Source organism: Thioclava atlantica, from assembly GCF_000737065.1.
Taxonomy (GTDB): Bacteria; Pseudomonadota; Alphaproteobacteria; order Rhodobacterales; family Rhodobacteraceae; genus Thioclava; species Thioclava atlantica.
This window is the reverse complement of sequence record NZ_AQRC01000017.1, coordinates 40,655-64,005: the sequence shown is the minus strand read 5'-3', so window position 1 is coordinate 64,005 and position 23,351 is coordinate 40,655. Positions and strand designations below refer to the sequence as shown.

Genomic DNA, 23,351 nt, shown 5'->3' with positions numbered 1-23,351 from the left:
AGATTTTTCTTATCCACAAGCTGAACGTTTCATATAAAGAAGTTCCGATCGACGTTGCCTTCCCTAGTGAAAGAAGAGCTCCCCATGCCCCTCGCCCCGACCGAAGCAAGATTACAGCCCGACCCGCTCGGCGGTCTCGATGATGTGTCGCTTGGCGATGCGGTGCGCCGCGCGCGCAGGGATCGCCGGCTGTCCCTGCAGACCGTCGCGGACGGGGTCGGGATCTCGACGGGGCTGCTGAGCCAGATCGAGCGTGGAATTTCCTCCCCCTCGGTGCGAAATCTGCGCGCGATCTGCGAGGTGATAGGCATCCCCTTCATGTCGCTCTTCGAAGCGGCACCGTCGGCCGATCGCGAAAACGGGCTGATCGTGCGATCAGGGCATCGACGCACGGTCGATTTTGGCGACCGGGGCATGGTGAAGTCTTTCCTGACGGCCCATGACGAGGGCAGCTTGCAGGTCATGGAAATCGTGATCGAGCCCGGCGGCGGATCGGGCGATGAATCCTATAGCCACGAAGGCGAGGAATGCGGTGTCGTGCTTTGCGGCGAGGCAGAACTATTCGTGGATGAGGACAGCTATCGGCTTCGCGAAGGAGATTCATTCCATTTCGAAAGCAAGCGGCCGCACCGGTTCCGCAATATCGGCCAGGACATCTGCAAGATCATGTGGGTGACCACACCGCCAGTCTGGTGATCCGCGTCGACCTAATCGGCCCAGTCCTGCCGTTCGAAGCGACCGTCGATGACTCACCGCACCGTCACCGAAGCGGCCATTCGTGAATCGCGCAGCAATTTTCGTGGGTGAAGGTCGGCAGTGCGGACAAAGCCGCCCTTCGTCCAATGTCCGCTCATGGCGATTATCCTCTCGCCTTTTCCTCGACTTTCGCCATGAACCGGTCGAGATCGATCACCGCGCGGTGGTGACTGCCTTTTCCGATCAGGCCGACATCATCGAATGCCTCCACCTTGAAGGTAAGCATCCGGCGCTCCACGCCAGTCAGGCTGACCTCGGCCCGCAAGCCCATTCCGGCGGGCGTCGCAGCGGTGTGGCTGATATTGATGTGCGTTCCAACCGTGTGTTCTCCATCACCCAAGTGATTCGCGATGCACTCGATGCAGGTGGCTTCGATGAAGCCCACCATCATCGCCGTAGCGAACACCGGTGGCATATCCGCGAAGGCCGTCAGCTCCGCGCTGACATTTGGAACGGTCATCGAGGGCAACACCTTCAGCGTGCCGGCGTGTTTCAGGCCGGGTTTCAGCGTGTCCTTCATAGGTGTTTTTCCTTTCGGTCGATGGGCCGCTCCTTGAAGCGGGCGAAGCAGAGGATACCGCCGCAGACGATAGCGACGGCAATCAGCAACGAGGGCGTCATGTCCGTCGCGAGGGAGACCAGCGACAGAACCGCAGCGGTGATCGGGCTGAGAGCGAGAAAACCGGTGACGAGGGTTGCGGGCAATTTCTCGATGGCGTGGAACCACATCAGGTAGCCGATGCCCGAGGACAGGCCGATTGCCAGGATCAGCCACCAAATTGCACTCGTCCATTCATTCGGTGTCTGCGCAGATGGCAGGATTACCGCGATCAGTCCAAGCGGAATTAGCGAGACTGTAAAGGCAACGGAGCTGATCTTGACGGGGCCGTATCGCCTCACGAAAGGCGCGTAGAGCGACGAGCAGACTGCAACGCAGAGTGTCGCTCCGGCGGCGGCACCCATGCCAATGACATCGTTTGTGCGAACCCCGCCGGTCATCGCATCTGCGCCGACCAGGACCGCCACACCGCCTATCGACAGCGCGACCCCAAGACCGATGCGCCTGCCCCCGAACGGACGACCAAGAGCAAGGTCGATAAACATACTGACGGCGGGCAAGGTCGCGAAGATCAGGGCGACCCGTGCGGCGCTGGTATAGGCGACGGCCGTGTTGAGCAGGGCGATCATCATCCCGATCTGACCAAGACCGAGCAGGATGATCGGGAGCCAATCGGCACGTGCGATCGGCGCGGATGGTCTTAGGAGCAGGAGAGGGAAAAGGAGCAGCAGGGCGATGCCGTATCGCAGAAGCCCCAGCAGCCCGACTCCGACATCGCTGACGATGAGCTGGCTGGCAAAGAGCGCCGCGCCGACCTGTATTCCTGTCAATAGCCCCGCGACGGCCCCCGATCCCGAACCAGTTTCTGTCACAAATCGCGGCCCCACACCTGCCCGACCAAATCCTTGCCGAAGCTGTGATGGGGTTCCTCTTCCAGAAGTTCGAATCTGGCCGCCTCGTAGATGCGCCTCGCGGAAACAAGCACATCATTCGTCCAGAGGATCATCCGCTTGTAGCCTTTAGCGCGGGCGAAGCGCAGGGTTTCCTCGACCAGCCGCCGCCCGAGGCCGAGACCGCGCGCGCTTTCATCCACATAGAGCAGGCGCAGCTTGGCGGTGTCGTCGTCCTGCCGGACGACGAAGACCGATCCGATGACTTCGCCCTCGCGCTCCGCCACCCAGCAACGTTCACAGGACGGATCATAGGTCTTGGCGAACTGGCCGACGATTTCCGCAACCAGAGCCTCGAAGGTCCAGTCCCAGCCGTATTCCTTGGCGTAGAGACGCCCATGCTGATAGGTGATCCATCCCAGATCACCCGGTTCAGGGTCACGCAGTATGAAGGTTGCTTCGTTTGTCCCGTTACCCAGCAGACGGCGCACCTTCCACATCGCACCGATCAGCTCGCGCTGTTCCTGGTCCGACAGGCCTTCGAGCATCGTGGCCGCTTCCTTGGCTGAGGCGTCGTTCAGTCCCTTGAAGACCTCGCGGCCTTTGTCGGAAAGCGTCAGCGCCAGCCTCTTCGCGTTCCCGTCCGAAGGCACACGGTCAATCAATCCTTCCTCGGCCAGGCCGGTAACGATCCGGCTCAAATAGCCGGTGTCCATACCGAGAGCTTCGCCCAGATCGCGGGCCGAAGGTGGAGCCTTCCGCGGTGCGTTGGCCACTTCATAGAGAACCCGTACCTGCGGCAGCGTGTAGTCAGATGCCAGCAGATGTTCATTCAGCGCACCGATCAAGCGCGTGTGGAAGCGGTTGAACTCCCTGAACTGCGCAATGCGATCCTCCGACATATTGACTATTCCTTATATATGTTGCTTTTAGCAATATGCTGATTTGGAGGTTATTTGCAATGATTGACAATGACGAACACAGCGCGGCGCGGCGCATGTTCGAAGGCGATGCGTTGATGCGGCAATTCGGGGCGACGCTGGATGATGTGGGGGACGGCGCAGCTACTCTTTCGCTGACGGTCGGAAAGAACATGGTGCAGGCTCATGGCACCTGTCACGGAGGGACGATCTTCGCGCTGGCCGATGCCGCCTTCGGGGTCGCTTGCAACAGCGGCGAGCATCCGGCTGTCGCACAGCAATGCTCGATCATTTACCTGCGTCCGGCAAATGTCGGTGACATGCTCACGGTCAGGATTGCCCACCGCTCCGAGAGTGGGCGAACCGGTGTCTATGATGGGTCTGTCGTGACCGGAGACGGCACGCTGATCGCGGAGTTTCGGGGGATTTCGAGAAGCCTGCCGCCCCGGAAGTGATGAAGAAAGCGGCCGTTCGCTGCACGTTGTCGAATGGGCAAGTTGGGCTCAAAGCGGTCATGCGGCGCTGCGGCGGGCCGCGTGACCAGCCTGGCGGTGCTGCGTGATGCTCACGGCCCATTGCGGACTTTCGCCTTTACGATCGATGCTGCATTGCAGCTTCCTCAAAGCTGACCTTGGCGCGGCGACCCATATTTGCGGCGTCGCGATCACACTTCTGCCACTCGCGGACTTGGCGACGTCTTTACAGTAGCGTTTTCAGCACTGTAGGGTTTCGAAGGCCCTTACATCTCAAGAGCATAACCGGATTTTGAATTTGCGCGGTATTCCTCAGGTGCACACCCTCCATTGGGGCCAAAATAGTCAATGCGAAGGCCGTTTACTTGAGTGAGATGTATAGAAAAGATGCCAATTTTCGAGATTGAAAAAGATGACCTTCTTGGCCTTGATGATGGTCAGTTAGAGGAGCTGATTGCACGCCTTTGTGAGGCTGAAGTCGCCGCAAAAAGCCATGCAATCAGCAGCGTTCGTTGGGGCGGAAGTCTCACAGCGGCGGATGGCGGTGTCGACATTCGCGTAACTGTCAAAGATCCGACCTTTGTGGGTGATTTCATTAGGCGCAGGGATACGGTCTACCAGGCCAAAGTGCCATCTATGGCACAGGCGGCCATCAAGAAAGAGATCTCAGGCAAGGACACCAGCAAAGATCTATTTCAAGAGTTGGCTATATCTCAGGGCGCATACGTCATCGTCAGCCTAAAAGATGACCTTGCGCCTGCCAAGCTGACAGAACGCCGTAAGCTCATGTCGGAAGAGGTGGACAAGCTTGTCACCCCAGGCTCCGTTGCGTTGGATTTCTTTGATCGCTCCACTCTCCATCAGTGGCTTCGTCAACATGTTTCCGTCCAACTGTGGGTTCGCCGCGCCTTGGGAAAAACGCTCTCTGAGTGGCGGCCATTTGAGCGTTGGACGAACGTCCAACCTGATGCCGACGACACCTTGATCGTCGGAGAGGGGCTATATCTCTCGCTCCCCGGACAGAACTCCGATCTACCATTGGCAGAAGGAATCCCCGCTGTCCACTTTCATCCTACGACAAGGGCGCCTTCGCACGTGCAGAGAAAGCCAGCTTTCCGCCCGAATTACCCCTATAGTCCACGCCCCGAAGCCCTTCGGACCGGATACGCTCAATAGCGGGACTGAACTGGCGCCGTCCGCTGACGGTGCGGCCCACTCCTCACGCCCCGGCGAGGCAAGCATTGAGATATTTCCGGATCTCCAGGATCTGTTCCAATCCTCCTTTGATCGCTACATCAACCGGGCGCGCTCCGAGAAACAGCGGCCCGGTGTTGGGCCGCGTCATCCAAGTGCGCGCGAGCGGCTTGGAGAAATAGAGTTCAAGCGCCTTGTAGATCCCGAGCACAGCAGAAAGGCGAAGGAGTTGAACCTCCGTCAGAGACGGGGCATCGCCCGGCTCCTGTGGGGTGCTCCAAACTGGCCCAGGCATTCCGAGGAGGCCAGAGGCTTCGTGCTCCGACAGACCCCATGCGCGCGCAAGGCGCGAATAGGCCTTCAGGAACACTTCGATCTCCACCTGAGAAAAGCTGTTGCCTTCGATCTCCATCCGCTCTCTCCGCAAGCAGGTTGTTTTCACTTCGATACGACCAGGTCGGCTCGGTCTTCGGCTCAAACGAGTAGCGCCGGATTGCCAAGGGCGACGCCCTTTGGCAGCGTGCCGCTGAGGTCCGCCGCGCAGGGCTGAATACGAATTGCCCTCAATGCCGCGGTGGCAGGTTCTCACGCGCAAACAAGCCATCGATCAGCTTGATAACGGCCCGCAAATCCACATTCTGATGGGTGCGTGCCAGCACTTCCGATAGCGCCTCGATCGCCCCATCGGACAAACCTCGCCTTGCCCCTTCCCTCCGCGCAAAGTGGACCAAATGCACGCCCGTGAGAGGCGCTACATCCACAACCCGGCAGCGGCTCAGCAAAGGCGCAGGAACGTTGCGGCGGTTGTTCGAGGTCAGAACCCAGCTGATCCACCGCATATCGAACCGCACCCGGAAGAAGGGACAGCTCCAGGCCCGGGCACTTAGTGGCTCCAGAAGGGGAAGAAGCGCGTTCGAGAGTGCGAAACTTATGCCCTTGTCCGACCGCACCTCCCCCACCTTGTCGATTTCATCGATAACAATGATCGGATTGCCCACCCGCTCACGTAGTATCATCTCGACTGGGCGACCCGGATGCGCCGTCCCCCAGCCTTTCTGGCTTCCGGCCACCGCGAACCCCGCCGGCTCTGCTGCGGCATCGATCAGTTCCGAGGGCGTGCCAATCAGCTCCGCCAATCGACGCGCCCAGTGACTCTTCCCGATTCCCGGCGGCCCGTCGAGGAGGAGCGTCGGCAGGCGCAGCGCGGGCGCTCCGGAGCGCACACTCTCACGCATCGCATTCCAAGCGATCTCGCTCGCGCGGGACATCCAGGGCATCTCCTCGTGCAGAGCGGCGGCGATCTCGTCGGCGCGGTGTTCACTCGCGAGCTGTTCCATGCGCACGCCGTGCTTGAGCCCCGTCAGCGTCTCCCGTGCGTCACGACCCAAATGCGCCATTCCTGACGCGCTCAGCCGCCGATCGGCGAGCGCAGAGGCGCGACGCCGGATCCTGTCGCCATCATGCAAGCTGGGGCGACACGCACGCATCGCGTCGTCCCAGCGGTCATCATCGCGCACCGCGTCAAAGTCAGCCCGATCGTGGCCCTTTGCCACCCAACGCAGCTTGCGCAGGAAACTGGTGAGTTCGGCCTCGATCTTCGCAGGCGAGGTCTCGAGATCGAAGCGTAGGTCGCAGATCGGGAAATGGTCGGACATGGCAGGCTCCTTCTGATCAGGCGGCACGCGCCGCTGAAGCCCCTCACGAGACGGCTGCTCGCGAGGCGTTGATGATGAGGAACCCGGGTTTGGGTGGAGGTTAAGTCGATTTCCCGAGGCGACGTCAACCGGCCTGGAGCGCCGGAAAACTGATAAGAAAGCCCCTTTGCCGGAGACGAACCAAAGCATTGAAACAAAAGAAAAACCATCGAAGGAAGAACCTTCGATGGTCACTTTATGCTTTCCGGAATGGACAAAAACCTACCGGAATGGGTATTTTATGCGGCGCTCAATATCTTGCCCCGCGCGCGCGATCAGCCGCACTTGCTGTGGCCGCAATCGGCGCAGGTCATGCAGCCTTCGACCATCCGCATCGAGAACGAGCCGCAGGAGGGGCAGGTCTTGCCGCGCGGGGCCTCGTTGACGATCATCTTCTCGGCTTCCGGGTCGGATTTGAGCCCCATCCCCTCGCCTTCGATGAAGCCGATCGAGATCAGGTGACGCTCGATCACCCCGCCGATGGCCGCGAGGATCGAGGGCACGTATTTGCCCTGCACCCAGGCGCCGCCGCGCGGATCGAACACCGCTTTCAGCTCCTCGACCACGAAGGACACGTCGCCACCGCGGCGGAACACGGCCGAGACCATCCGGGTCAGCGCCACGGTCCAGGCGAAATGCTCCATGTTCTTCGAATTGATGAACACCTCGAAGGGCCGGCGATGACCGCCCTGCACGATGTCGTTGATCGTGATGTAGATCGCGTGCTCCGAACCCGGCCACTTGATCTTGTAGGTCGCGCCCTCGAGCGCCGCCGGACGGTCCAGCGGTTCGGTCAGATAGACGACATCGGCACCGCTATCGGCCTCGGGGGTCTTCTCCGAGTTTTCCGACACGCTCAGCACCGACCCGGTCACCTCGTTCGGACGGTAGGTCGTGCAGCCTTTGCACCCCGTCTCGTAGGCTTCCATATAGACATCCTTGAACCCTTCGAAGGAGATGTCCTCGGGGCAGTTGATCGTCTTCGAGATCGAGCTGTCGATCCATTTCTGCGCCGCCGCCTGCATCCGCACGTGATCGAGCGGGGCGAGCGTCTGGGCGTTGACGAAATAGTCCGGAAGCGGCGCATCGCCGAACTTGTCGCGCCACATCTGCACCGCGTAATCGACCACCTCTTCCTCGGTGCGCGAGCCGTCGGGCTGGAGCACCTTGCGCTTGTAGGCATAGGCGAAGACCGGCTCGATCCCCGACGACACGTTGCCTGCATAGAGCGAGATCGTCCCGGTGGGCGCGATCGAGGTCAGCAACGCGTTGCGGATGCCGTGTTCGCGGATCGCCTCGCGCACGTCATCGTCCATCTGCATCATGTTGCCGGAAGCGAGGTATTTCTCGGCGTCGAAGAGCGGGAAGGCGCCCTTTTCCTTCGCCAGATCGACCGAAGCGAGATAGGAGGCCCGCGCGATCTGCTTCATCCAAGACTCGGTCTGCGCCGCGGCCTCTTCCGAGCCGTAGCGCAAGCCCAGCATCAGGAGCGCATCGGCGAGGCCGGTCACGCCAAGGCCGATCCGGCGCTTGTTCTGCGCCTCTTCTTCCTGCTGCGGCAGCGGGAAGCGCGAGGCGTCGACGACATTGTCCATCATCCGGATCGCGAGGCGCACCAGCTCGTCGAGCTTCTCCGGATCGAGCTCGGCATTCGCCTCGAACGGGTCGGTCACGAGCCGCGCGAGGTTGACCGAGCCCAGCAGGCAGGCGCCATAGGGCGGCAGAGGCTGCTCACCGCAGGGGTTGGTGGCCGCGATCTGCTCGACATAGTTGAGATTGTTCATCTTGTTGATGCGGTCGATGAAGATCACGCCCGGCTCGGCATAGTCGTAGGTCGCGCGCATGATCTTGTTCCACAGATCGCGCGCATTGACGGTGTGATAGACCTTGCCGCCGAATTTCAGATCCCAGGGTTTGTCGGCCTTCACGGCCTCCATGAAATCATCGGTCACCAGCACCGAGAGGTTGAACATGCGCAGCCGCGCCGAATCCTGCTTCGCGGTGATGAAATTCTCGATATCGGGGTGGTCGCAACGCATCGTCGCCATCATCGCGCCGCGGCGCGAGCCGGCCGACATGATGGTGCGGCACATCGCATCCCACACATCCATGAAGCTCAGCGGCCCCGAGGCATCCGCCGCCACGCCCTTCACCTCGGCCCCGCGCGGGCGGATCGTGGAGAAATCATAGCCGATCCCGCCGCCCTGCTGCATGGTCAGCGCGGCTTCCTTCAGCATGTCGAAGATCCCGCCCATATTGTCGGGAATCGTGCCCATCACGAAGCAGTTGAACAGCGTCACCGCGCGGCCCGTCCCGGCACCTGCGGTGATCCGGCCTGCCGGAAGATATTTGAAATCCTCCAGGGCGTTGTAGAATTTCGCCTCCCACTCGGCGGGATCCTTCTCCACCGAGGCGAGCGCGCGCGCGATCCGGCGCCAGCTATCTTCGACAGTGGCGTCGATCGGCGTGCCATCTTGCTCTTTAAGACGGTATTTCATGTCCCAGATCTGTTCGGCAATCGGGGCGGCAAAACGGCTCATTCTATCCTCTCAACGGTTTGGACTGGACGGGGCTGAATCCAAAAACCCCCGCCGCATATTGTGCGCCGGAGGCGGACAACCACTATACATAAGGCGGCAGGCTCTGGCCAGACGCCATTTACCCGGTTGCCGCCGCGGGAGGCAGCCCCTACCTAGGGAAAAGAGCGGGGGTCGGCATGATTCATCTCATCAAACTTTGCGTAGGCGCCGAGAAGGTCGAGGATCTCATCGCATGGCAGGCGAGCCGCTACGGCGCGGGCCCGGCGATGCATGTCACGCGGATGTGGCCCAAACGCGCACCGGAAATCCTCGAAGGCGGCTCGCTCTACTGGGTTTTCAAGGGGGCGGTGCTGGCGCGCCAGAGGGTGCTCGCGCTCGACGAGGTGATGGGCGCTGACGGGATCGCGCGCTGCGCCATCGTTCTCGACCGCGACGTCGTGCGCACCGAAGCGCTCACCCGCCGCCCCTTCCAGGGCTGGCGCTACCTCAAGCACGAAGACGCCCCGCGCGACCTGCCGAAGGGTCGCGGCCGCGAAGAGACCCTGCCGCGCGAACTCGCGGTGGCGCTCTCCGAGATCGGCCTGCGTTAAGCTGCGAGCCAGCGCTCGGCTTCGTCTCGGGCGGTGAAGACGCGAAACCCGTCGCCCTCGCCCTGCATCGTCGCTTCGGAGCGCATGTCCTTGGGCACGATCAGCGCACAGCGCTCCGCCTGACCGTCGCGGCAGGCCCGGCGCATGCCCCCGACCAGTTCGGCCATGTACCCATCGAAGCGCGGCGCGACCTGCACCAGAAGGCGATCGCTCGGCGCGACGACCCGGAGCGCCTCGGTCACGTCATGCGCCAGAACGGTGCCCGAAACCTCGAAGCCGGTGATCCCGCCAGGGGCGTTGTCCATCTTCTCGATCATCGCAAACCTCCTTCGCACTCACACGTTTCGACACGAAAACCTGCGAATGCGGGAGAGCGTTCCGTCACGATCGCGGGACGTCAGCCCCAGAGGTTCCGGATGCGGGCGACGAGCTGGCGGGTGGAGCCGTCCAGCTCCGCGCCGCTATCGCTGCCTTCGAGCACCGGGCCGAGCGCGAGGGCCAGCTCCTTGCCCAGTTCCACGCCCCACTGGTCGAAGCTGTTGACCCCGAGGATCACCCCTTCGACGAAGACGCGGTGCTCGTAGAGCGCGATGATCCCGCCCAGAACCGCCGGGGTGAGCTTCGGGTAGAGCAGCGTGGTCGAGGGCCGCGATCCGGGGAAGACCCGGTGGCGCGCCTGCCGGTCGAGCTCCGCCCCCTCGAACCCTTTCTTGCGCATGATCGCGGTCGCCTCTTCGAGCGAGCGACCGCGCATCAGCGCTTCGGACTGGGCAAGGCAATTGGCGACGAGGAGAAGATGCTGATGGGCCAGATCGGGCTCGTGCCCCTCGGCGGCCACCATGAATTCGCACGGGACAACCCGCGTTCCCTGATGGATCAGCTGGTAGAAGGCGTGCTGGCCGTTCGTGCCGGGCTCACCCCAGACGACAGGGCCCGAATTCACCGCCAGATCCTTGCCATCCATGCTCACGCGCTTGCCGTTGCTCTCCATCTCGAGCTGCTGGAGATAGGCGGGCAGACGGGCGAGCCGCTGATCGTAGGGCAGCACCGCGCGGGTCGCGCAATCGCAGAACTGGTTGTGCCAGACCCCGACAAGCGCGAGCAGGACGGGCAGGTTCTCGGCATAATCGGCAGAGCGGAAATGGGCATCCATCTCGGCCGCGCCCTTGAGGAAATCCGCGAAATCCTCGGGTCCGATCGCGATCATCAGCGACAGCCCGATCGGCCCCCACATCGAGTAACGTCCGCCGACCCAATCGGCAAAGCCGAAGACCCGCGCGGGGTCGATCCCGAAGGCGGCGGTCTTCTCGGCCGAGGTCGAGAGCGCGGCGAATTGCGCCGCCGGGTTGGAAACCTTCTGCGCCATCCAGCGCTTGGCGGTCTCGGCATTGGTCATGGTCTCGATCGTGGTGAAGGTCTTCGAGGCCACGATCACCAGCGTCGTTTCCGGGTTCAGATCTTCAAGCGTATCGTGGATATGCGCACCATCCACGTTGGAGACGAAATGGCAGCGCGGCCCGTCATGATAGGGCGCGAGCGCGAGCACCGCCATCGCGGGCCCGAGATCGGAGCCGCCGATACCGATATTGACGATATCGGTGATCTTGCCCCCCTGCCCCGTGAAACGGCCGTCGCGGACGTCGCGGGCGAAAGCGACCATGCGCTCATGGGTCGCGCGCACCTCGGTCATCACGTCCTGGCCGTCGACGCGGATCTCGGCTTCGAGATTGCGCAGCGCCGTGTGAAGAACCGCCCGATGCTCGGTGTCGTTGATCTTCTCGCCGGAGAACATCGCCTCGGCGCGGCCCGCGACATCCCGCTCGCGCGCCAGGTCGACGAGCATCTCCAATGTTGCAGCGTCGATATTGGTCTTGGAGAAATCGAACAGGAATGGCCCGAATTCCCGGGTGAACTCGGCGGCTCGCTTGTCGTTTTCGAACAATTCCGCAAGGGGGCGGGATTTCACAGCGGTGGATTTCTCGAGAAGGTCTTGCCAGATCGTCATGTCATTCGGCCCAGTGAACGGTCGCATTTTTCAGAACGGCGCGCACCGGCGCCTGCTCGACGGGGAGGCTCTCGGCCGCTTCGATCGCGGCGCGTTTCTCGGCGCCCGTGATCAGGATATGCGTGTGCATCGCATCGCGCAGCACCGGTGCCGAGAGGGTGATGCGCGGCTCGCCAGCCGCTTCGGCGCGCATCGGCAGCAGGATCGGCGCGGCTTCGGAGAGCGCCTCCGCGAGCCGGTCGGCGCCGGGAAAGAGGCTTGCCGTATGCATGTCCCCGCCCATCCCCAGCAGCAGGACCGAAATCGGCAGATGCGGCGCGATCCCCTCGGCCAGCTCATCCATCTTGTCCTCGGGGCGCGGCGCCTCGCAATAGAGCGGCACCAGCTTCGCTTTCGCCGCGCGGCCGGTCAGCAACCGCTCCCGGATCAGCCGCGTGTTCGACCGCTCGGAGCTTTCTGGCACCCAGCGCTCGTCATTAAGCAGCACCGCGACCTTGTCCCATTCGAGATCGAGATCGGAGAGGATGTCGAAAATCGGACCCGGCGTGGTTCCGCCCGGAACCGAAAGCGTCGCGCGCCCATCGCTGCGGATCGCGGCGCGCAATTCGCTTGCGATACGGTCGGCGAGGCCCATCATCAGCGCCTCGCGGTCAGGGTAGGTCGTGAAGTTCATTCGCGGATATCCCTCCAGCGGCGGCCATCGCGATGCATCAGCATCAGGGCGTCATCGGGGCCCGAGGAGCCGCTGTCATAGGGTTGCGGCCGGTCGCCCCGCTTTTCCCAGCCCTCGATGACCGGATCAGTCCAGGCCCAGGCCGCCTCGACCTCGTCGCCGCGCATGAACAGGGTCTGGTTGCCGCGGATCACATCCATGATCAGGCGCTCATAGGCATCGGTGATATCCGCCCCCTCCGGCCCGAGCGCCTCGGCGAAGGACATGTCGAGCGGCACCTGGACGAGACGCATCCCGCCCGGCCCCGGTTCCTTGATCATCACCTTGAGGTTCATCCCCTCATTCGGTTGCAGCCGGATCACCAGCACGTTCTCGCGCCATTCGCCCTCGGCCTCGTCGAAGATCGAATGCGGCGGCGCCTTGAAGGTGATCGCGATCTCGGAGGTACGGGCCCGCAAGCGCTTGCCGGTGCGCAGGTAGAAGGGCGTATCCGTCCAGCGCCAGTTCGCGACATGGCATTTCAGCGCGATATAGCTCTCGGTCGTCGACTCCGGGTCTTCGGAATCCTCCAGGTAACCCGGCGCATCCTTGCTCGCGAGATACTGGCCGCGCACGATATCGGCGGGTGCGACCGGCTGGAGCGCGCGGATCACCTTGAGCTTCTCGTCGCGTACCGCGTCGGGATCGAAGTGATAGGGCGGCTCCATCGCGATAAGGCACAGAAGCTGCATCATGTGGTTCTGCACCATGTCCCGCATCGCGCCGGACTTGTCGTAATACGACCCGCGCCCGCCCACGCCGACGGTCTCGGCCACGGTGATCTGGACATGATCGATGAACTGGCTGTTCCAGAGCGGCTCGAACAGGATGTTGGCAAAGCGCACCGCCATCAGGTTCTGCACCGTCTCCTTCCCGAGGTAATGGTCGATCCGGTAGATCTGCGTCTCGTCGAAATACTCCGCGAGCGTCGCATTGAGGGCACGCGCCGAGGCAAGATCACGCCCGAAGGGTTTCTCGACCACGATGCGCGCATCGGGTCCCGCGATGCCGCGCGTGTGCAGCCGCTCGGCCAGATCGCCGAAAAGCGCGGGCGCGACCGAGAAGTAGAAGGCATTGACGGCCTCGGTGCGAACGAGCGACTTGAGCGTATCCCAGCCACCGTCCCCTTTCGCGTCGATCGCGACATATTCGAGGATCTCGAGGAAGGCCGTGACGGCTTTCTTGTCATCGGCCATCGGGCCGGCATGTTCGGCGATCGCCGCCCGCGTCTGGTCGCGGAACTCGTCGGCGCTCATCTCGGTCCGCGCCGCCCCGATGATCTTCGAGCCTTCGGGAATCTGTCCGGCGCAATAGCGGCGATAGAGACCGGGCAGGATCTTGCGATTGGCGAGATCGCCGGTGGCACCGAAAATGACCAGATCGAACTGATCCACCGGAATGACGCGCGATACCATGGGATGCTCCGTTGTTGAGGTCCGTTAGCGCTAACGAGCGTCTTCTAATCCGCTTCGCTCCCGAAGTCTAGCGCTGCCGGCCCTCAAGGCAAAGGATCGCGGCCTTCCCTATAGGCCCGCGACGAAGCTTTCGAGCGCATCCATTTCCGGCGCGAGCTCCTCGCCCAAACCCGCCGAGAAAGCATCGAACTCCGCGCGCGTCTCGGGCGGCACCGAAATCAGCACCGGCAGCCCGGTTTCGAGCGCCCGCGCGATCAGGTCACGACAGCCGCGCCCCGCGGCCTCCTGCTTGCCGAACTTGTTGAGGATCACGACCGTTCCCGGCTCCGCCATGTCGAGCGCCCGGTTCACCTGCGCGACCACCTCTTCGAGCGCGCCCGCATCGAGAGAACAGGCCTCGGCCTCAGTGCCAAGAGCCTGGGAGATCGAGCGCACGCCCAGATCGGGCAGAAGCCGCAGATGCATCTCGCAGTCGAACCGCTGGGGCACATCCGCCCGCACCATGCCCACCACGGGCCGCCCCGCCGCGACCAGCCGGTCGGCGAAGCGGGCGAGAAGGCGATCTGCCGCCCCTTTTTCGGTGCAGGTGATGAAGCCAAGCATACAAGTTCAATGGCGGGGCTTTGCGCCGGGGTCAAGACGGCTCCTAGGCGGCGAGGCCGCAAAGGGGGCGCTGCCCCCTCGCGCGGACGCGCTCACCCCCGGGATATTTGGATCAAGAGGAAGGAAACGCCCTCTGACTTCCTCTTGACGAAAATATCCCGGGGGAGGCTCCCGCAAGGGAGACGGGGGCGGAGCCCCTACCCGGCCAGCGCCTTGCCGAAACGCGGCAGGCGGGCGCGCTTCATCAGCGGTCGGATCGGCTGCGGCTCTCCCGAGAGACGCTCGGCCTCTGTGCGCACCGCTTCGACGACCGCACGCATTTCGGCGGGATGTTCGGAAAGAAGCTGCCAGAGGAAACCGTCGGGATCGCGCCGTTCCAGCCCCTCTCCGGCAAGCGTGCCACGCGGAAAATCGCTGGCGTTGAAGGTCAGGATCGCATCGGCCGAACCCGCGATCGCGGCCGCGAGCACGTGAATATCGTTCGGGTCAGGCAGGACGAGGCGCGCCTCGATCCCCGGCTGCGGCGGCACCTCGGCTCTTGGGAAAGCCGCGCGCAGAAGCGCGATCTCGCCGCGTGCGATCGCCTCGTCGGCAGGCCCGGTCCGGGCCGCGGCCCGCGCCCATTCCTCGAGCAGCCGCGCCGACCAGAGCGGGCGGTAGAGCCCCGCCTTCGCTGCGCCGATCAGGATCTCGCGCAGCACCGTGGGATAGAGCACGCAGGCGTCGAGCAAGACCTTCTGCATCAGTCCAGCCGGAAGAACAGCGATTTCAGGTAGCCCGATTCGGCGAGCTGCGGCAGCATCGGGTGGTCGGGCCCGGCAAAACCGGTATGGATCAACTGCGCGGCCCGCCCCGCCTTGCCGATCCCGCGGGTGCAGGCGGCGCGGAACTGCGCGAGGTCGGCCGCATGCGAGCACGAGCAAAGCACCAGATATCCACCCGGCGCCACCAGGGGCGCGGCCATGCGCGCGATCCGCTCATAGGCGCGCAACCCGGCCTGAAGCGCGGGTTTCGCCGGGGCGAAGGCCGGCGGGTCGCAGATCGCCAGATCGAAGCGCGCACCCTCCCGGCCCAACGCTTCGAGCGCGTCGAAGGCGTCGCCCTGCCGGGTCGCGAACCGATCCGCCGCGCCCATCGCCGCGGCCCCGCGCGCGGCGAGATCGAGCGCCGGAGCGGAGGCATCGACCGCGAGCGCCTCGCGCGCACCGCCCGCGAGCGCCGCCAGGGCAAAACCGCCCACATGCGAGAAGAGGTCGAGCACCCGCGCCCCCTCGGCAAGCCGCGCCGCGAAGGCGTGGTTCGGGCGCTGATCGTAGAAGAGCCCCGTCTTCTGCCCGCCCATCAGGTCGGCCAGATAGATCGCGCCGTTCATCGGCACTTCGATCGGCGCGTCGACACCGCCGCGCAGGGTCAGGGTTTCCTCGGCCAGGCCCTCGAGACTGCGCGCGCGCCCCGAGCCGTTCTTGATGATCGTGGTGACGCCCGTCACCTCGGCGAGCGCGCCCTCGATCTCCCCGATCATCGCCTCGGACCAGGCGGCGTTGGGCTGGATCACCGCCGCATCGCCGAACCGGTCGATGATCACCCCCGGCAGGCCATCGGCCTCGGCATGGACAAGCCGGTAGAAGGGGGCCTCGAAGAGCCGCGCGCGCATCTCCAGCGCGCGCGACAGCTTGGCCGCGATCCAGTCGCGGTCGATTGTGGCCTGCGGATCGCGCTCCATCACCCGCGCGATGATCTTCGAATTCGGGTTCACCGTCACGGTGGCGAGCGGGCGGCGCTCGGCATCCTCGAGCGTCGCGATCGTGCCGGACGCCAGCGCTTTCGTGCGCCGGTCCGTCACCAGCTCATCGGCATAGACCCAGGGGAACCCGTGGCGGATCGCGCGGGCCTCGGCCTTGGGACGCAGGCGGATGACGGGGCGGGTTTCGGACATGATGCACTCCTTGCTCTCGGGCGCCTCTCTATCCGCTCGCGCCCGCCCGCGAAAGCCCGATCCTTGCCGATCGGGCGCCGCGGCCCAGATATTCGCGTGGGTTTCCGGGTTGCCACGTTAGCGCTAACGGAGTAGAAGACGGGCAACCTCCCCGCAATGGCAGCCCAGGGGCTGCGACCCGCGACGGACTGATAGCAAGGAAAGGCCCAGCCGATGACACTCGATGCCACGATCGCCCGTGTGACCGACCGGATCCGCGCCCGCTCGGAAGGACCGCGCGCCGATTACCTCGCCCGCATGCGTGCGGCGGCGGAGAACGGGCCCTCCCGCGCGCATCTGAGCTGCGGCAACCAGGCCCATGCCTATGCGGCGATGGGCGAGGACAAGGAGGCGCTCGCCACCGGCCGCGCCCCGAATATCGGGATCGTCACCGCCTATAACGACATGCTCTCGGCCCACCAGCCCTACGAGACCTTCCCGCAACTCATCAAGGCGGCGCTGCGCGACGTGGGAGCGACCGCGCAGGTCGCGGGCGGCGTGCCGGCCATGTGCGACGGGGTCACGCAGGGCCAGCCTGGGATGGAACTGTCGCTGTTCTCGCGCGACGTGATCGCGATGGCGGCGGCGGTGGCGCTGTCGCACAACACGTTCGACGCGGCGCTCTATATGGGCGTATGCGACAAGATCGTGCCGGGGCTGATCATGGCCGCGGCGACCTTCGGTCACATCCCGGCCATCTTCATCCCCGCGGGCCCGATGACCACGGGTCTGCCCAATGACGAGAAGGCGCGCGTGCGCCAGCAATTCGCCCTGGGCGAGATCGGCCGCGACAAGCTGATGGAAGCCGAGATGGCCTCCTATCACGGGCCGGGCACCTGCACTTTCTACGGCACCGCGAACACCAACCAGATGCTGATGGAATTCATGGGGCTGCACCTGCCCGGCAGTTCCTTCGTGAACCCGAACACGCCGCTGCGCGAGGCGCTGACCGTGGCGGGCGCGAAACGCGCCGCCGAGATCACCGCGCTTGGCAACGAGTATCGTCCGGCCTCCGAGATCCTCGACGAGAAAGCCTTCGTGAACGGGCTGGTCGGATTGATGGCGACGGGCGGCTCGACCAACCATATCCTGCACCTGCCCGCGATGGCGCGCGCGGCCGGGATCGTGCTCGATCTGGAGGATTTCGACGAGGTCTCCTCGGTCGTGCCGCTCATGGCGAAGGTCTATCCGAACGGCCTGGCCGACGTGAACCATTTCCATGCCGCGGGCGGGCTGCAATTCATGATCCGGCACCTCCTGAAGGCGGGCTTGCTGCATGAGGATGCCAAGACCATCGCCGGCGACGGCCTCCAGCGCTACACGCAGGAGCCGAAGATCACCGAGGACGGTCTCACCTGGGTCGAGGGCCCCGAAGAGAGCCAGAACGACAAGATCCTGCGCAAGCCCGCCGACCCGTTCCAGAAGACCGGCGGCCTCAAGCAGCTCGAGGGCAATCTCGGGCGCGGCGTGATCAAGGTCTCCGCGGTGGCCGAAGAGCGCCGCCAGATCGAGGCGCCGTGCCGGGTGTTCCAGGATCAGTCCGAGGTCAAGGAGGCCTTCAAGCGAGGCGAGTTCACCCAAGACACCGTCGTGGTCGTCCGCTTCCAGGGGCCGAAAGCCAACGGGATGCCCGAGCTGCACTCGCTCACCCCGACCCTTTCGGTGCTCCAGGATCGCGGGCTGAAAGTGGCGCTCGTCACCGATGGCCGGATGTCGGGGGCGTCGGGCAAGGTGCCTGCGGCGATCCATGTCTCGCCCGAGGCCGCCGATGGCGGGCCGCTCGCGAAACTCCAGGACGGCGATATCGTCCGGCTCGACGCGCAGTCGGGCGAGCTTGTCTGCCTCACCGAGGGGTTCGAGAGCCGCGCACCCGTCCAACCCGATCTGAGCGGCAACCAGTTCGGCCTCGGCCGCGAGCTTTTCGGCGCCTTCCGCACCCATGTCGGCCCGTCCACCGCCGGGGCCTCCGTGGTCCTCTGATCCATTGCCTCCGCGGGGGATATTCGAGCGGAGTCGAAGTCGAGACTGCATGACCTTCGACTTTACCGAGACATCCCCTGCGGCGCATTCCGCCATTCCCGCCCCTGCGGCGATCCGAGACAGGAGAGAGCCAATGACGCCTTCCGAACAATCCCAGGCCACCCGCAAGGTCTGCCAGCTCGCGCCGATCGTGCCGGTGATCGTGGTCAAGGACGTGGCCCATGCCGCCCCGCTCGCGAAAGCGCTGGTCGCGGGCGGCTTGCCCGCGCTCGAGGTCACGCTGCGCACGCCCTGCGCGCTCGACGCGATCCGCGCGATGGCCGAAGTCGAGGGCGGCGTGGTCGGCGCGGGCACCCTGCTGACGCCCGCCGACGTGAAGGCCGCGAAGGCGGCAGGTGCGAAATTCGGCGTCTCGCCGGGTGCGACCGAGCGACTGGTCAAGGCCTGCGAGGACGAGGGGCTGCCGCTCCTGCCCGGGGCCGCCACCGCCTCGGAAGTGATGAAGCTCTACGAGATCGGCTATGACGTGCTGAAATTTTTCCCCGCCGAAGCCTCGGGCGGCGCCCCTGCGCTCAGGGCGATCGGTGCGCCGATCCCGCAGGTTTCGTTCTGCCCGACGGGCGGGGTCAGCATGAAGAATGCCGATGACTATCTGAGCCTGCCGAACGTCCTCTGCGCGGGCGGCTCCTGGGTCGCGCCCGATGCGATGGTGCAGGCGGGCGACTGGGACGGCATCGAGGCGCTCGCCCGCGAAGCCGCCGCCTTGCCGCGCTAGGACCGGCGCCCGCGCGCCCCGCCGCGCCGCGCCGGCGGGCGGCTCTCGCGGGTCAGACCCTCCCCGAGCACCCGTGTCATCGGGTGTTCGGATTGCCCCTGATAGGCGACCAGCACGGTGCGCATGGCCTCCTTGGGATCGAGCCCGGGATGCAGGCTCAGCGCCCAATCCATGAAGATCGACCGGCATTCGGCGTCGCCGATCCCGTCGATCCGGTAGCTCTCCCGGATCAGCCCTTTCGGATCGGCCTCACCCAGATCCATCAGCTTGCGCCCCATTCAGCCCTCCAGAACCCGATCCACGATCGCGGCGACATCGGTCGTCGCCTCGCTCAGCCGCGCGGCCAGCGCCTCGAGACTGTCGAGCCCGGTCTCGCGCAGAAGGAAGGCCCGCCCCCCCTCGCCGATCGCCGCCATGTCGAGCGGCTTGTCGCTGAGGAGCCGCCCCCCCGCCTGCAGACGCCACAGGAACCGATAGGCGGAGGCGAGACGCTCGCCTTCATCGCGGGTCACATATCCCGCCCGAGGCCCGATCCGCAACTGCGCTTCGACCCTGCGCGCAGGCGCGCCTTCGCGCAGCGCGAAACTCTGCGCCAGCAATTCGATATCCTGCAACCGCCCGGGCCCGATCTTGGCCTCCCATTCGGCATCGGGCGCCTTGGCGGCGAAGATCCGCGCCCGCATCTGGGCCAGATCCGGAAGCACCTTCGGATCGCGCCCTTTACAGCTCAGCACCCTGTGCCGGATCTCCTCGACGCGCGCGGCGAGATCCGGGCTTCCCGCGACGGACCGGGCGCGGGTCAGCGCGAGATGCTCCCAGGTCCAGGCCTCCTCCATCTGGTAGCTCTCGAAACTCTGGATCGAGGTGGCAACCGGTCCCTGCCGTCCCGACGGACGCAGGCGCATGTCGACCTCGAACAGCGTGCCCTCCGGCATCGGCGCCGACAGCGCCGTGATCAGGGCTTGCGTGAGCTTCGCGTAATAGGCCCTTGCCGCCAGGGGTTTCCTGCCCTCGGACCAGTCCTGTCCGGCAGCATCGTAGATCACGATGAGATCGAGATCGGATTGCGCGTTGAGCCGCTCGGCGCCAAGGCTCCCCATCCCCAGAACCACCGCGCCATTGCCGGGGCACGGGCCGTACCGGCGCGCGAATTCGGATTGCACCACCGGCCAGAGCGCGGCCAGAACCGCCCCCGCCACGTCGGCATATTGACCCGCCGCCTCGGCCGCCTCGACAAGCCCGCGCAGGTGATGCACGCCGACGCGGAATTTCCACTCCTTGGCCCAGCGGCGCGCCGCATCGAGCGCGGCCTCGTAATCGGGCGCCTGCGCCAGAACCCGTTCGAGATCCGCCGCAAGCTGCGCGCGCCCCGGCCAAGGCGCGAAGAAACTGCCGCCCAGCACCGCGTCGAGCACACCGGAATGGCGCGAGAGATAGCTCGCGAGCGCCGGCGCGGTCGCGCAGATATCCACGATCAGGTCGATCAGTTGCGGGTTCGCCTCGAAGAGCGAGAAGATCTGCACCCCGGCGGGCAGGCCGCGCAGGAAGCCGTCGAACTGGGCAAGCGCCTCTTCCATATTCGCCGCCCGCGCCATCCGCCGCAGCAATTCCGGCTCGAGCCGTGCGAAGATCGCGCGCCCCCGCTCCGAACGCAGCGCCGGGTATCCGCTCCAGCCCTCGACGATGGCGCGCGCGGCTTCCGAGAGCTCGGGGCGCTCCGCCGCCTCGTCGGGGGAGAAGAACGCCTCGGTGAGGCTCTCGACGCGCTCGAGCCGGTCGCGCAACCGCTCGGACCACCGTGCGGGATCGCCCTCGCCCATCATCGCGGCGATACGCGCGATCCCCTCTTCGTTGCCCGGCAGCCGCTGGGTCTGCGCGTCGTTGACCATTTGCACCCGGTGTTCGATCTCGCGATGTTCGCGGTAATGGGCGATGAGTTCCTCGGTCACCTCGCCCGGGACCCATTTCTTTGCCGCGAGCGCGCGCAGCCCGCCCACGGTGGTGCGATCGCGCAAGGATTCGTCGCGCCCCCCGGCGATCAGCTGGCGGGTCTGGGTGAAGAACTCGATCTCGCGGATGCCGCCCTGCCCGAGCTTGATATCGTGGCCGCGCACCTCGATCGGGCCGTGCAGGCCCTTGTGCTCGCGGATCCGCAGCCGCATGTCATACGCGTCCTGGATCGCCGCGAAATCGAGATGCTTGCGCCAGACGAAGGGGCGCAACGTCTCGAGAAACCGCTCGCCGGCCGCGAGATCGCCTGCGCAGGGCCGCGCCTTGATATAGGCGGCCCGCTCCCACGTGCGCCCCTCGGCCTCGTAATAGAGCTCCGCCGCCCCCATCGAGATGCAGACCGGGGTCACGCTTGCATCGGGACGCAGCCGCAGATCGGTGCGGAAGACATAGCCCTCCGCGGTCCGGTCGTTGAGCATCGCCGCCATTTTCCGCGTCGCCCGGATCAGTGCCGCGCGCGCCTCCATCCGGTCGCCCGCATCGTATCGCTGCTCGTCGAACAGGCAGATCAGGTCGATATCCGAGGAGTAGTTGAGCTCCCCTGCCCCCATCTTGCCCATCGCCAGCGCCACCATCCCAGCCGCCGTCTCGGCATCTCCCTCGCCCGCGCCGGGGATCTTTCCGCGCCGGATCTCCTCGCCCACGAGCCGCTTGAGCGCCAGATCGACCGCCAGATCGGCAAGCCGGGTCAGCGCGCCGGTCACCTCTTCGAGGCACCAGACGCCCCCCAGATCGGCCAGCCCCGCGAGAAGGGCCACCCGGCGCTTGGCGCGGCGCAGCTCCGAGGGAAGTTCGGCGACCGGAACCGGCGCGAGCCGCGCGAATTCCTCGGCCAGCGCAGCTTCGGGATGGATCGCGAGCGCCGCGCGCAGCCAGTCCTCCTCAGACTCGATGAGCCCCTTCAGATATGGGCTGCATCCGGCCGCCCCGGCGATCAGCTCGCCCAGTTCCGGAGCGAAGTCGGAGAAGCGCGCGCGGGCTTCGCTCCCCCTTTCGGGTTCGAACGGGATCGGACAGCGGTTCAGGCGGGACACGAAGGGCATGGGCGCATCGTTACCCCGCCTGCGGCAAGGGTCAATGGCGATTGGACACGTCCCCCCTTAGCGATAGTTTCCCCACATGAGGCGGTGCCGGGACCGACCCGGCGCCGCGGCGAGGCAAATCGAGGAACAGGCAGGATGAGCAAATCCCTCAAGAGGGTCCGCGCGGCACTGGAAGCCACCGGGGAGCCGCATGAAATCCGCGAAGCGGGCGAGGCGCGCACGGCGGAACTCGCGGCGCAGGCGGTGGGCTGCGAGGTCGACCAGATCGCGAAGTCGATCATCTTTCGCGGCGAGACCAGCGGCCAGGTCACGCTCTTCATCACCGCGGGGGGAAACCGCGTGTGCCACGAGAAGGCGAGCGCCGTCGCGGGCGAGCCTCTGGGCAAGGCGGATGCCGCCCTGATCCGGGCCGAGACCGGGTTCGCGATCGGCGGCGTCGCCCCGCTCGGGCATCTCTCGCCGGTGCGGGCCTTCCTCGATCCGCGGCTGTTCGATTTCGACGAGGTCTGGGCGGCCGCAGGCACGCCGCGCCACGTCTTCCGCATCGCCCCCACCGACCTGGAACGCATCAGCGGGGCCGCCCGGGCCGATTTCACCGAATAAAATCCAATGAGATCGCGCACTTCTTCCGCGGGATGTAAAAAACATTCACATCCCTCTTGCAAGCGCGGCCAGGGCTACCGATCTTGAGTGATGTAAAAGGCATTTACATCTTCAACCCGGAGGTTCCCATGTCCACCTATTCCACCAATTCCGCGATGCCGGTCGCACGCGGCAACTGGTTCACCCGCGCCATCGACTGGATGGACGGCCACGGCCCCGGCGCTTGGATCGCGCTGATGGTCGCGGGCTTTATCGTCGCCGGGCCGCTGGGTCTGGTCCTGCTGGCCTATATCCTCATCACCGGGCGCTTCGGCCGCCGCTGGCGCAACGGAGGCGCGCAGGTGCAGGCCCGCAACTGGGGCTGCATGGGCTCGACCCGCGTGCATGTATCGCGCTCGAGCGGCAACGCCGCCTTCGACGCCTACAAGGCCGACACGCTTGAACGGCTCGAGCGCGAACAGCAGGAATTCGAGGACTTCCTGCGCCGCCTGCGCGAGGCGCGCGACAAGGCCGAGTTCGACCAGTATATGGAAGACCGCGCCAAGGCCGCTGCGCAGGACACGCCTGCCGAAGACGAGAACAGGGCCTGACCACCGCCCTCGAAAGAGGCACGC

Annotated in this window: 23 protein-coding genes; 8 read left to right on the top strand and 15 right to left on the bottom strand. The window is 65.1% G+C overall.

The window, feature by feature from the left end:
• Positions 1-84: 84 nt before the first annotated feature.
• Positions 85-696 carry a helix-turn-helix domain-containing protein gene (locus DW2_RS17255; RefSeq protein ID WP_051856371.1) on the top strand — a complete coding sequence of 204 codons (612 nt, stop codon included), beginning with the start codon at positions 85-87 and terminating at the stop codon, positions 694-696.
• A 163-nt stretch (positions 697-859) separates the two neighbouring features.
• Here DW2_RS17255 and DW2_RS17250 read toward each other — a convergent pair whose 3' ends face one another.
• From DW2_RS17250 to DW2_RS17240, 3 genes are read right to left on the bottom strand one after another with little or no spacing between them, the layout of a single operon-like run.
• Positions 860-1,276, bottom strand: coding sequence for a thioesterase family protein (locus DW2_RS17250; protein ID WP_038148470.1), 417 nt, complete (start codon positions 1,274-1,276; stop codon positions 860-862).
• Positions 1,273-2,187 carry a DMT family transporter gene (locus tag DW2_RS17245; protein WP_156103016.1) on the bottom strand — a complete coding sequence of 305 codons (915 nt, stop codon included), beginning with the start codon at positions 2,185-2,187 and terminating at the stop codon, positions 1,273-1,275. Before DW2_RS17245 ends, DW2_RS17250 begins: the two co-directional genes overlap by 4 nt.
• Positions 2,184-3,107 (bottom strand): bifunctional helix-turn-helix transcriptional regulator/GNAT family N-acetyltransferase, encoded by a 924-nt coding sequence (locus tag DW2_RS17240; RefSeq protein ID WP_038148468.1) that lies wholly within the window; start codon positions 3,105-3,107, stop codon positions 2,184-2,186. Before DW2_RS17240 ends, DW2_RS17245 begins: the two co-directional genes overlap by 4 nt.
• Positions 3,108-3,166: 59 nt before the next feature.
• On the opposite strand from DW2_RS17240, the gene paaI reads away from it, so the two are divergent.
• Complete coding sequence (gene paaI, locus DW2_RS17235) at positions 3,167-3,580, top strand: hydroxyphenylacetyl-CoA thioesterase PaaI (RefSeq protein ID WP_202900128.1); 414 nt, start codon at positions 3,167-3,169, stop codon at positions 3,578-3,580.
• A gap of 405 nt (positions 3,581-3,985) precedes the next feature.
• Complete coding sequence (locus DW2_RS17230; RefSeq protein ID WP_038148465.1) at positions 3,986-4,774, top strand: hypothetical protein; 789 nt, start codon at positions 3,986-3,988, stop codon at positions 4,772-4,774.
• Positions 4,775-4,817: 43 nt separating this feature from the next.
• Here DW2_RS17230 and DW2_RS17225 read toward each other — a convergent pair whose 3' ends face one another.
• The 3 genes from DW2_RS17225 to DW2_RS17215 all read right to left on the bottom strand — a co-directional run bounded on the left by DW2_RS17225 (position 4,818) and on the right by DW2_RS17215 (position 9,026).
• On the bottom strand, positions 4,818-5,204 hold the full coding sequence (locus DW2_RS17225) for a hypothetical protein (protein ID WP_038148463.1): 387 nt from the start codon (positions 5,202-5,204) through the stop codon (positions 4,818-4,820).
• Positions 5,205-5,355: 151 nt separating this feature from the next.
• Positions 5,356-6,447 (bottom strand): AAA family ATPase, encoded by a 1,092-nt coding sequence (locus DW2_RS17220; RefSeq protein WP_038148461.1) that lies wholly within the window; start codon positions 6,445-6,447, stop codon positions 5,356-5,358.
• A gap of 314 nt (positions 6,448-6,761) precedes the next feature.
• The gene (locus tag DW2_RS17215; RefSeq protein WP_038148458.1) at positions 6,762-9,026 is read right to left on the bottom strand and encodes an adenosylcobalamin-dependent ribonucleoside-diphosphate reductase; all 2,265 of its coding nucleotides are present in this window, start codon (positions 9,024-9,026) and stop codon (positions 6,762-6,764) included.
• Positions 9,027-9,202: 176 nt separating this feature from the next.
• Between DW2_RS17215 and DW2_RS17210 the strand changes: the two genes are divergently transcribed.
• Positions 9,203-9,616, top strand: coding sequence for a DUF1489 family protein (locus DW2_RS17210; protein WP_038148456.1), 414 nt, complete (start codon positions 9,203-9,205; stop codon positions 9,614-9,616).
• Here the strand turns inward: DW2_RS17210 and DW2_RS17205 are convergent.
• From DW2_RS17205 to DW2_RS17175, 7 genes are all read right to left on the bottom strand, one after another.
• On the bottom strand, positions 9,613-9,933 hold the full coding sequence (locus DW2_RS17205; RefSeq protein WP_038148455.1) for a hypothetical protein: 321 nt from the start codon (positions 9,931-9,933) through the stop codon (positions 9,613-9,615). The genes DW2_RS17210 and DW2_RS17205 overlap by 4 nt on opposite strands.
• A gap of 80 nt (positions 9,934-10,013) precedes the next feature.
• Positions 10,014-11,621 (bottom strand): glucose-6-phosphate isomerase, encoded by a 1,608-nt coding sequence (pgi, locus tag DW2_RS17200; RefSeq protein ID WP_038148454.1) that lies wholly within the window; start codon positions 11,619-11,621, stop codon positions 10,014-10,016.
• Between the two features lies 1 nt (position 11,622).
• The gene (pgl, locus tag DW2_RS17195) at positions 11,623-12,294 is read right to left on the bottom strand and encodes a 6-phosphogluconolactonase (RefSeq protein WP_038148452.1); all 672 of its coding nucleotides are present in this window, start codon (positions 12,292-12,294) and stop codon (positions 11,623-11,625) included.
• Positions 12,291-13,748, bottom strand: coding sequence for a glucose-6-phosphate dehydrogenase (gene zwf, locus DW2_RS17190; protein WP_038148447.1), 1,458 nt, complete (start codon positions 13,746-13,748; stop codon positions 12,291-12,293). The genes pgl and zwf overlap by 4 nt, the downstream gene beginning before the upstream one ends.
• Positions 13,749-13,856: 108 nt before the next feature.
• Entirely contained in the window at positions 13,857-14,351 is a 495-nt protein-coding gene (locus DW2_RS17185; RefSeq protein WP_038148445.1) for a DUF2478 domain-containing protein, read from the bottom strand.
• Positions 14,352-14,548: 197 nt separating this feature from the next.
• Positions 14,549-15,094, bottom strand: coding sequence for an RSP_2648 family PIN domain-containing protein (locus DW2_RS17180; protein ID WP_038148443.1), 546 nt, complete (start codon positions 15,092-15,094; stop codon positions 14,549-14,551).
• Positions 15,094-16,287: an RSP_2647 family RNA methyltransferase gene (locus tag DW2_RS17175; protein ID WP_038148438.1), complete on the bottom strand. Its 1,194-nt coding sequence runs from the start codon at positions 16,285-16,287 to the stop codon at positions 15,094-15,096. Before DW2_RS17175 ends, DW2_RS17180 begins: the two co-directional genes overlap by 1 nt.
• 213 nt (positions 16,288-16,500) lie before the next feature.
• Between DW2_RS17175 and edd the strand changes: the two genes are divergently transcribed.
• Together edd and eda are read left to right on the top strand one after the other, a co-directional pair.
• Positions 16,501-18,306 carry a phosphogluconate dehydratase gene (edd, locus tag DW2_RS17170; RefSeq protein WP_038148435.1) on the top strand — a complete coding sequence of 602 codons (1,806 nt, stop codon included), beginning with the start codon at positions 16,501-16,503 and terminating at the stop codon, positions 18,304-18,306.
• A 133-nt stretch (positions 18,307-18,439) separates the two neighbouring features.
• On the top strand, positions 18,440-19,081 hold the full coding sequence (gene eda / locus DW2_RS17165) for a bifunctional 4-hydroxy-2-oxoglutarate aldolase/2-dehydro-3-deoxy-phosphogluconate aldolase (protein ID WP_038148434.1): 642 nt from the start codon (positions 18,440-18,442) through the stop codon (positions 19,079-19,081).
• Here the strand turns inward: eda and DW2_RS17160 are convergent.
• Positions 19,078-19,344 carry a hypothetical protein gene (locus tag DW2_RS17160; protein WP_038148506.1) on the bottom strand — a complete coding sequence of 89 codons (267 nt, stop codon included), beginning with the start codon at positions 19,342-19,344 and terminating at the stop codon, positions 19,078-19,080. The two genes, eda and DW2_RS17160, sit on opposite strands and share 4 nt — an antisense overlap.
• Before the next feature lie 15 nt (positions 19,345-19,359).
• Positions 19,360-22,134: a [protein-PII] uridylyltransferase family protein gene (locus DW2_RS17155; protein WP_038148433.1), complete on the bottom strand. Its 2,775-nt coding sequence runs from the start codon at positions 22,132-22,134 to the stop codon at positions 19,360-19,362.
• A 135-nt stretch (positions 22,135-22,269) separates the two neighbouring features.
• On the opposite strand from DW2_RS17155, the gene DW2_RS17150 reads away from it, so the two are divergent.
• Positions 22,270-22,737, top strand: a complete 468-nt coding sequence (locus DW2_RS17150) for a YbaK/EbsC family protein (protein WP_038148432.1) — start codon at positions 22,270-22,272, stop codon at positions 22,735-22,737.
• Positions 22,738-22,865: 128 nt separating this feature from the next.
• Positions 22,866-23,327, top strand: a complete 462-nt coding sequence (locus DW2_RS17145; protein ID WP_038148431.1) for a DUF2852 domain-containing protein — start codon at positions 22,866-22,868, stop codon at positions 23,325-23,327.
• Positions 23,328-23,351 lie beyond the last annotated feature (24 nt).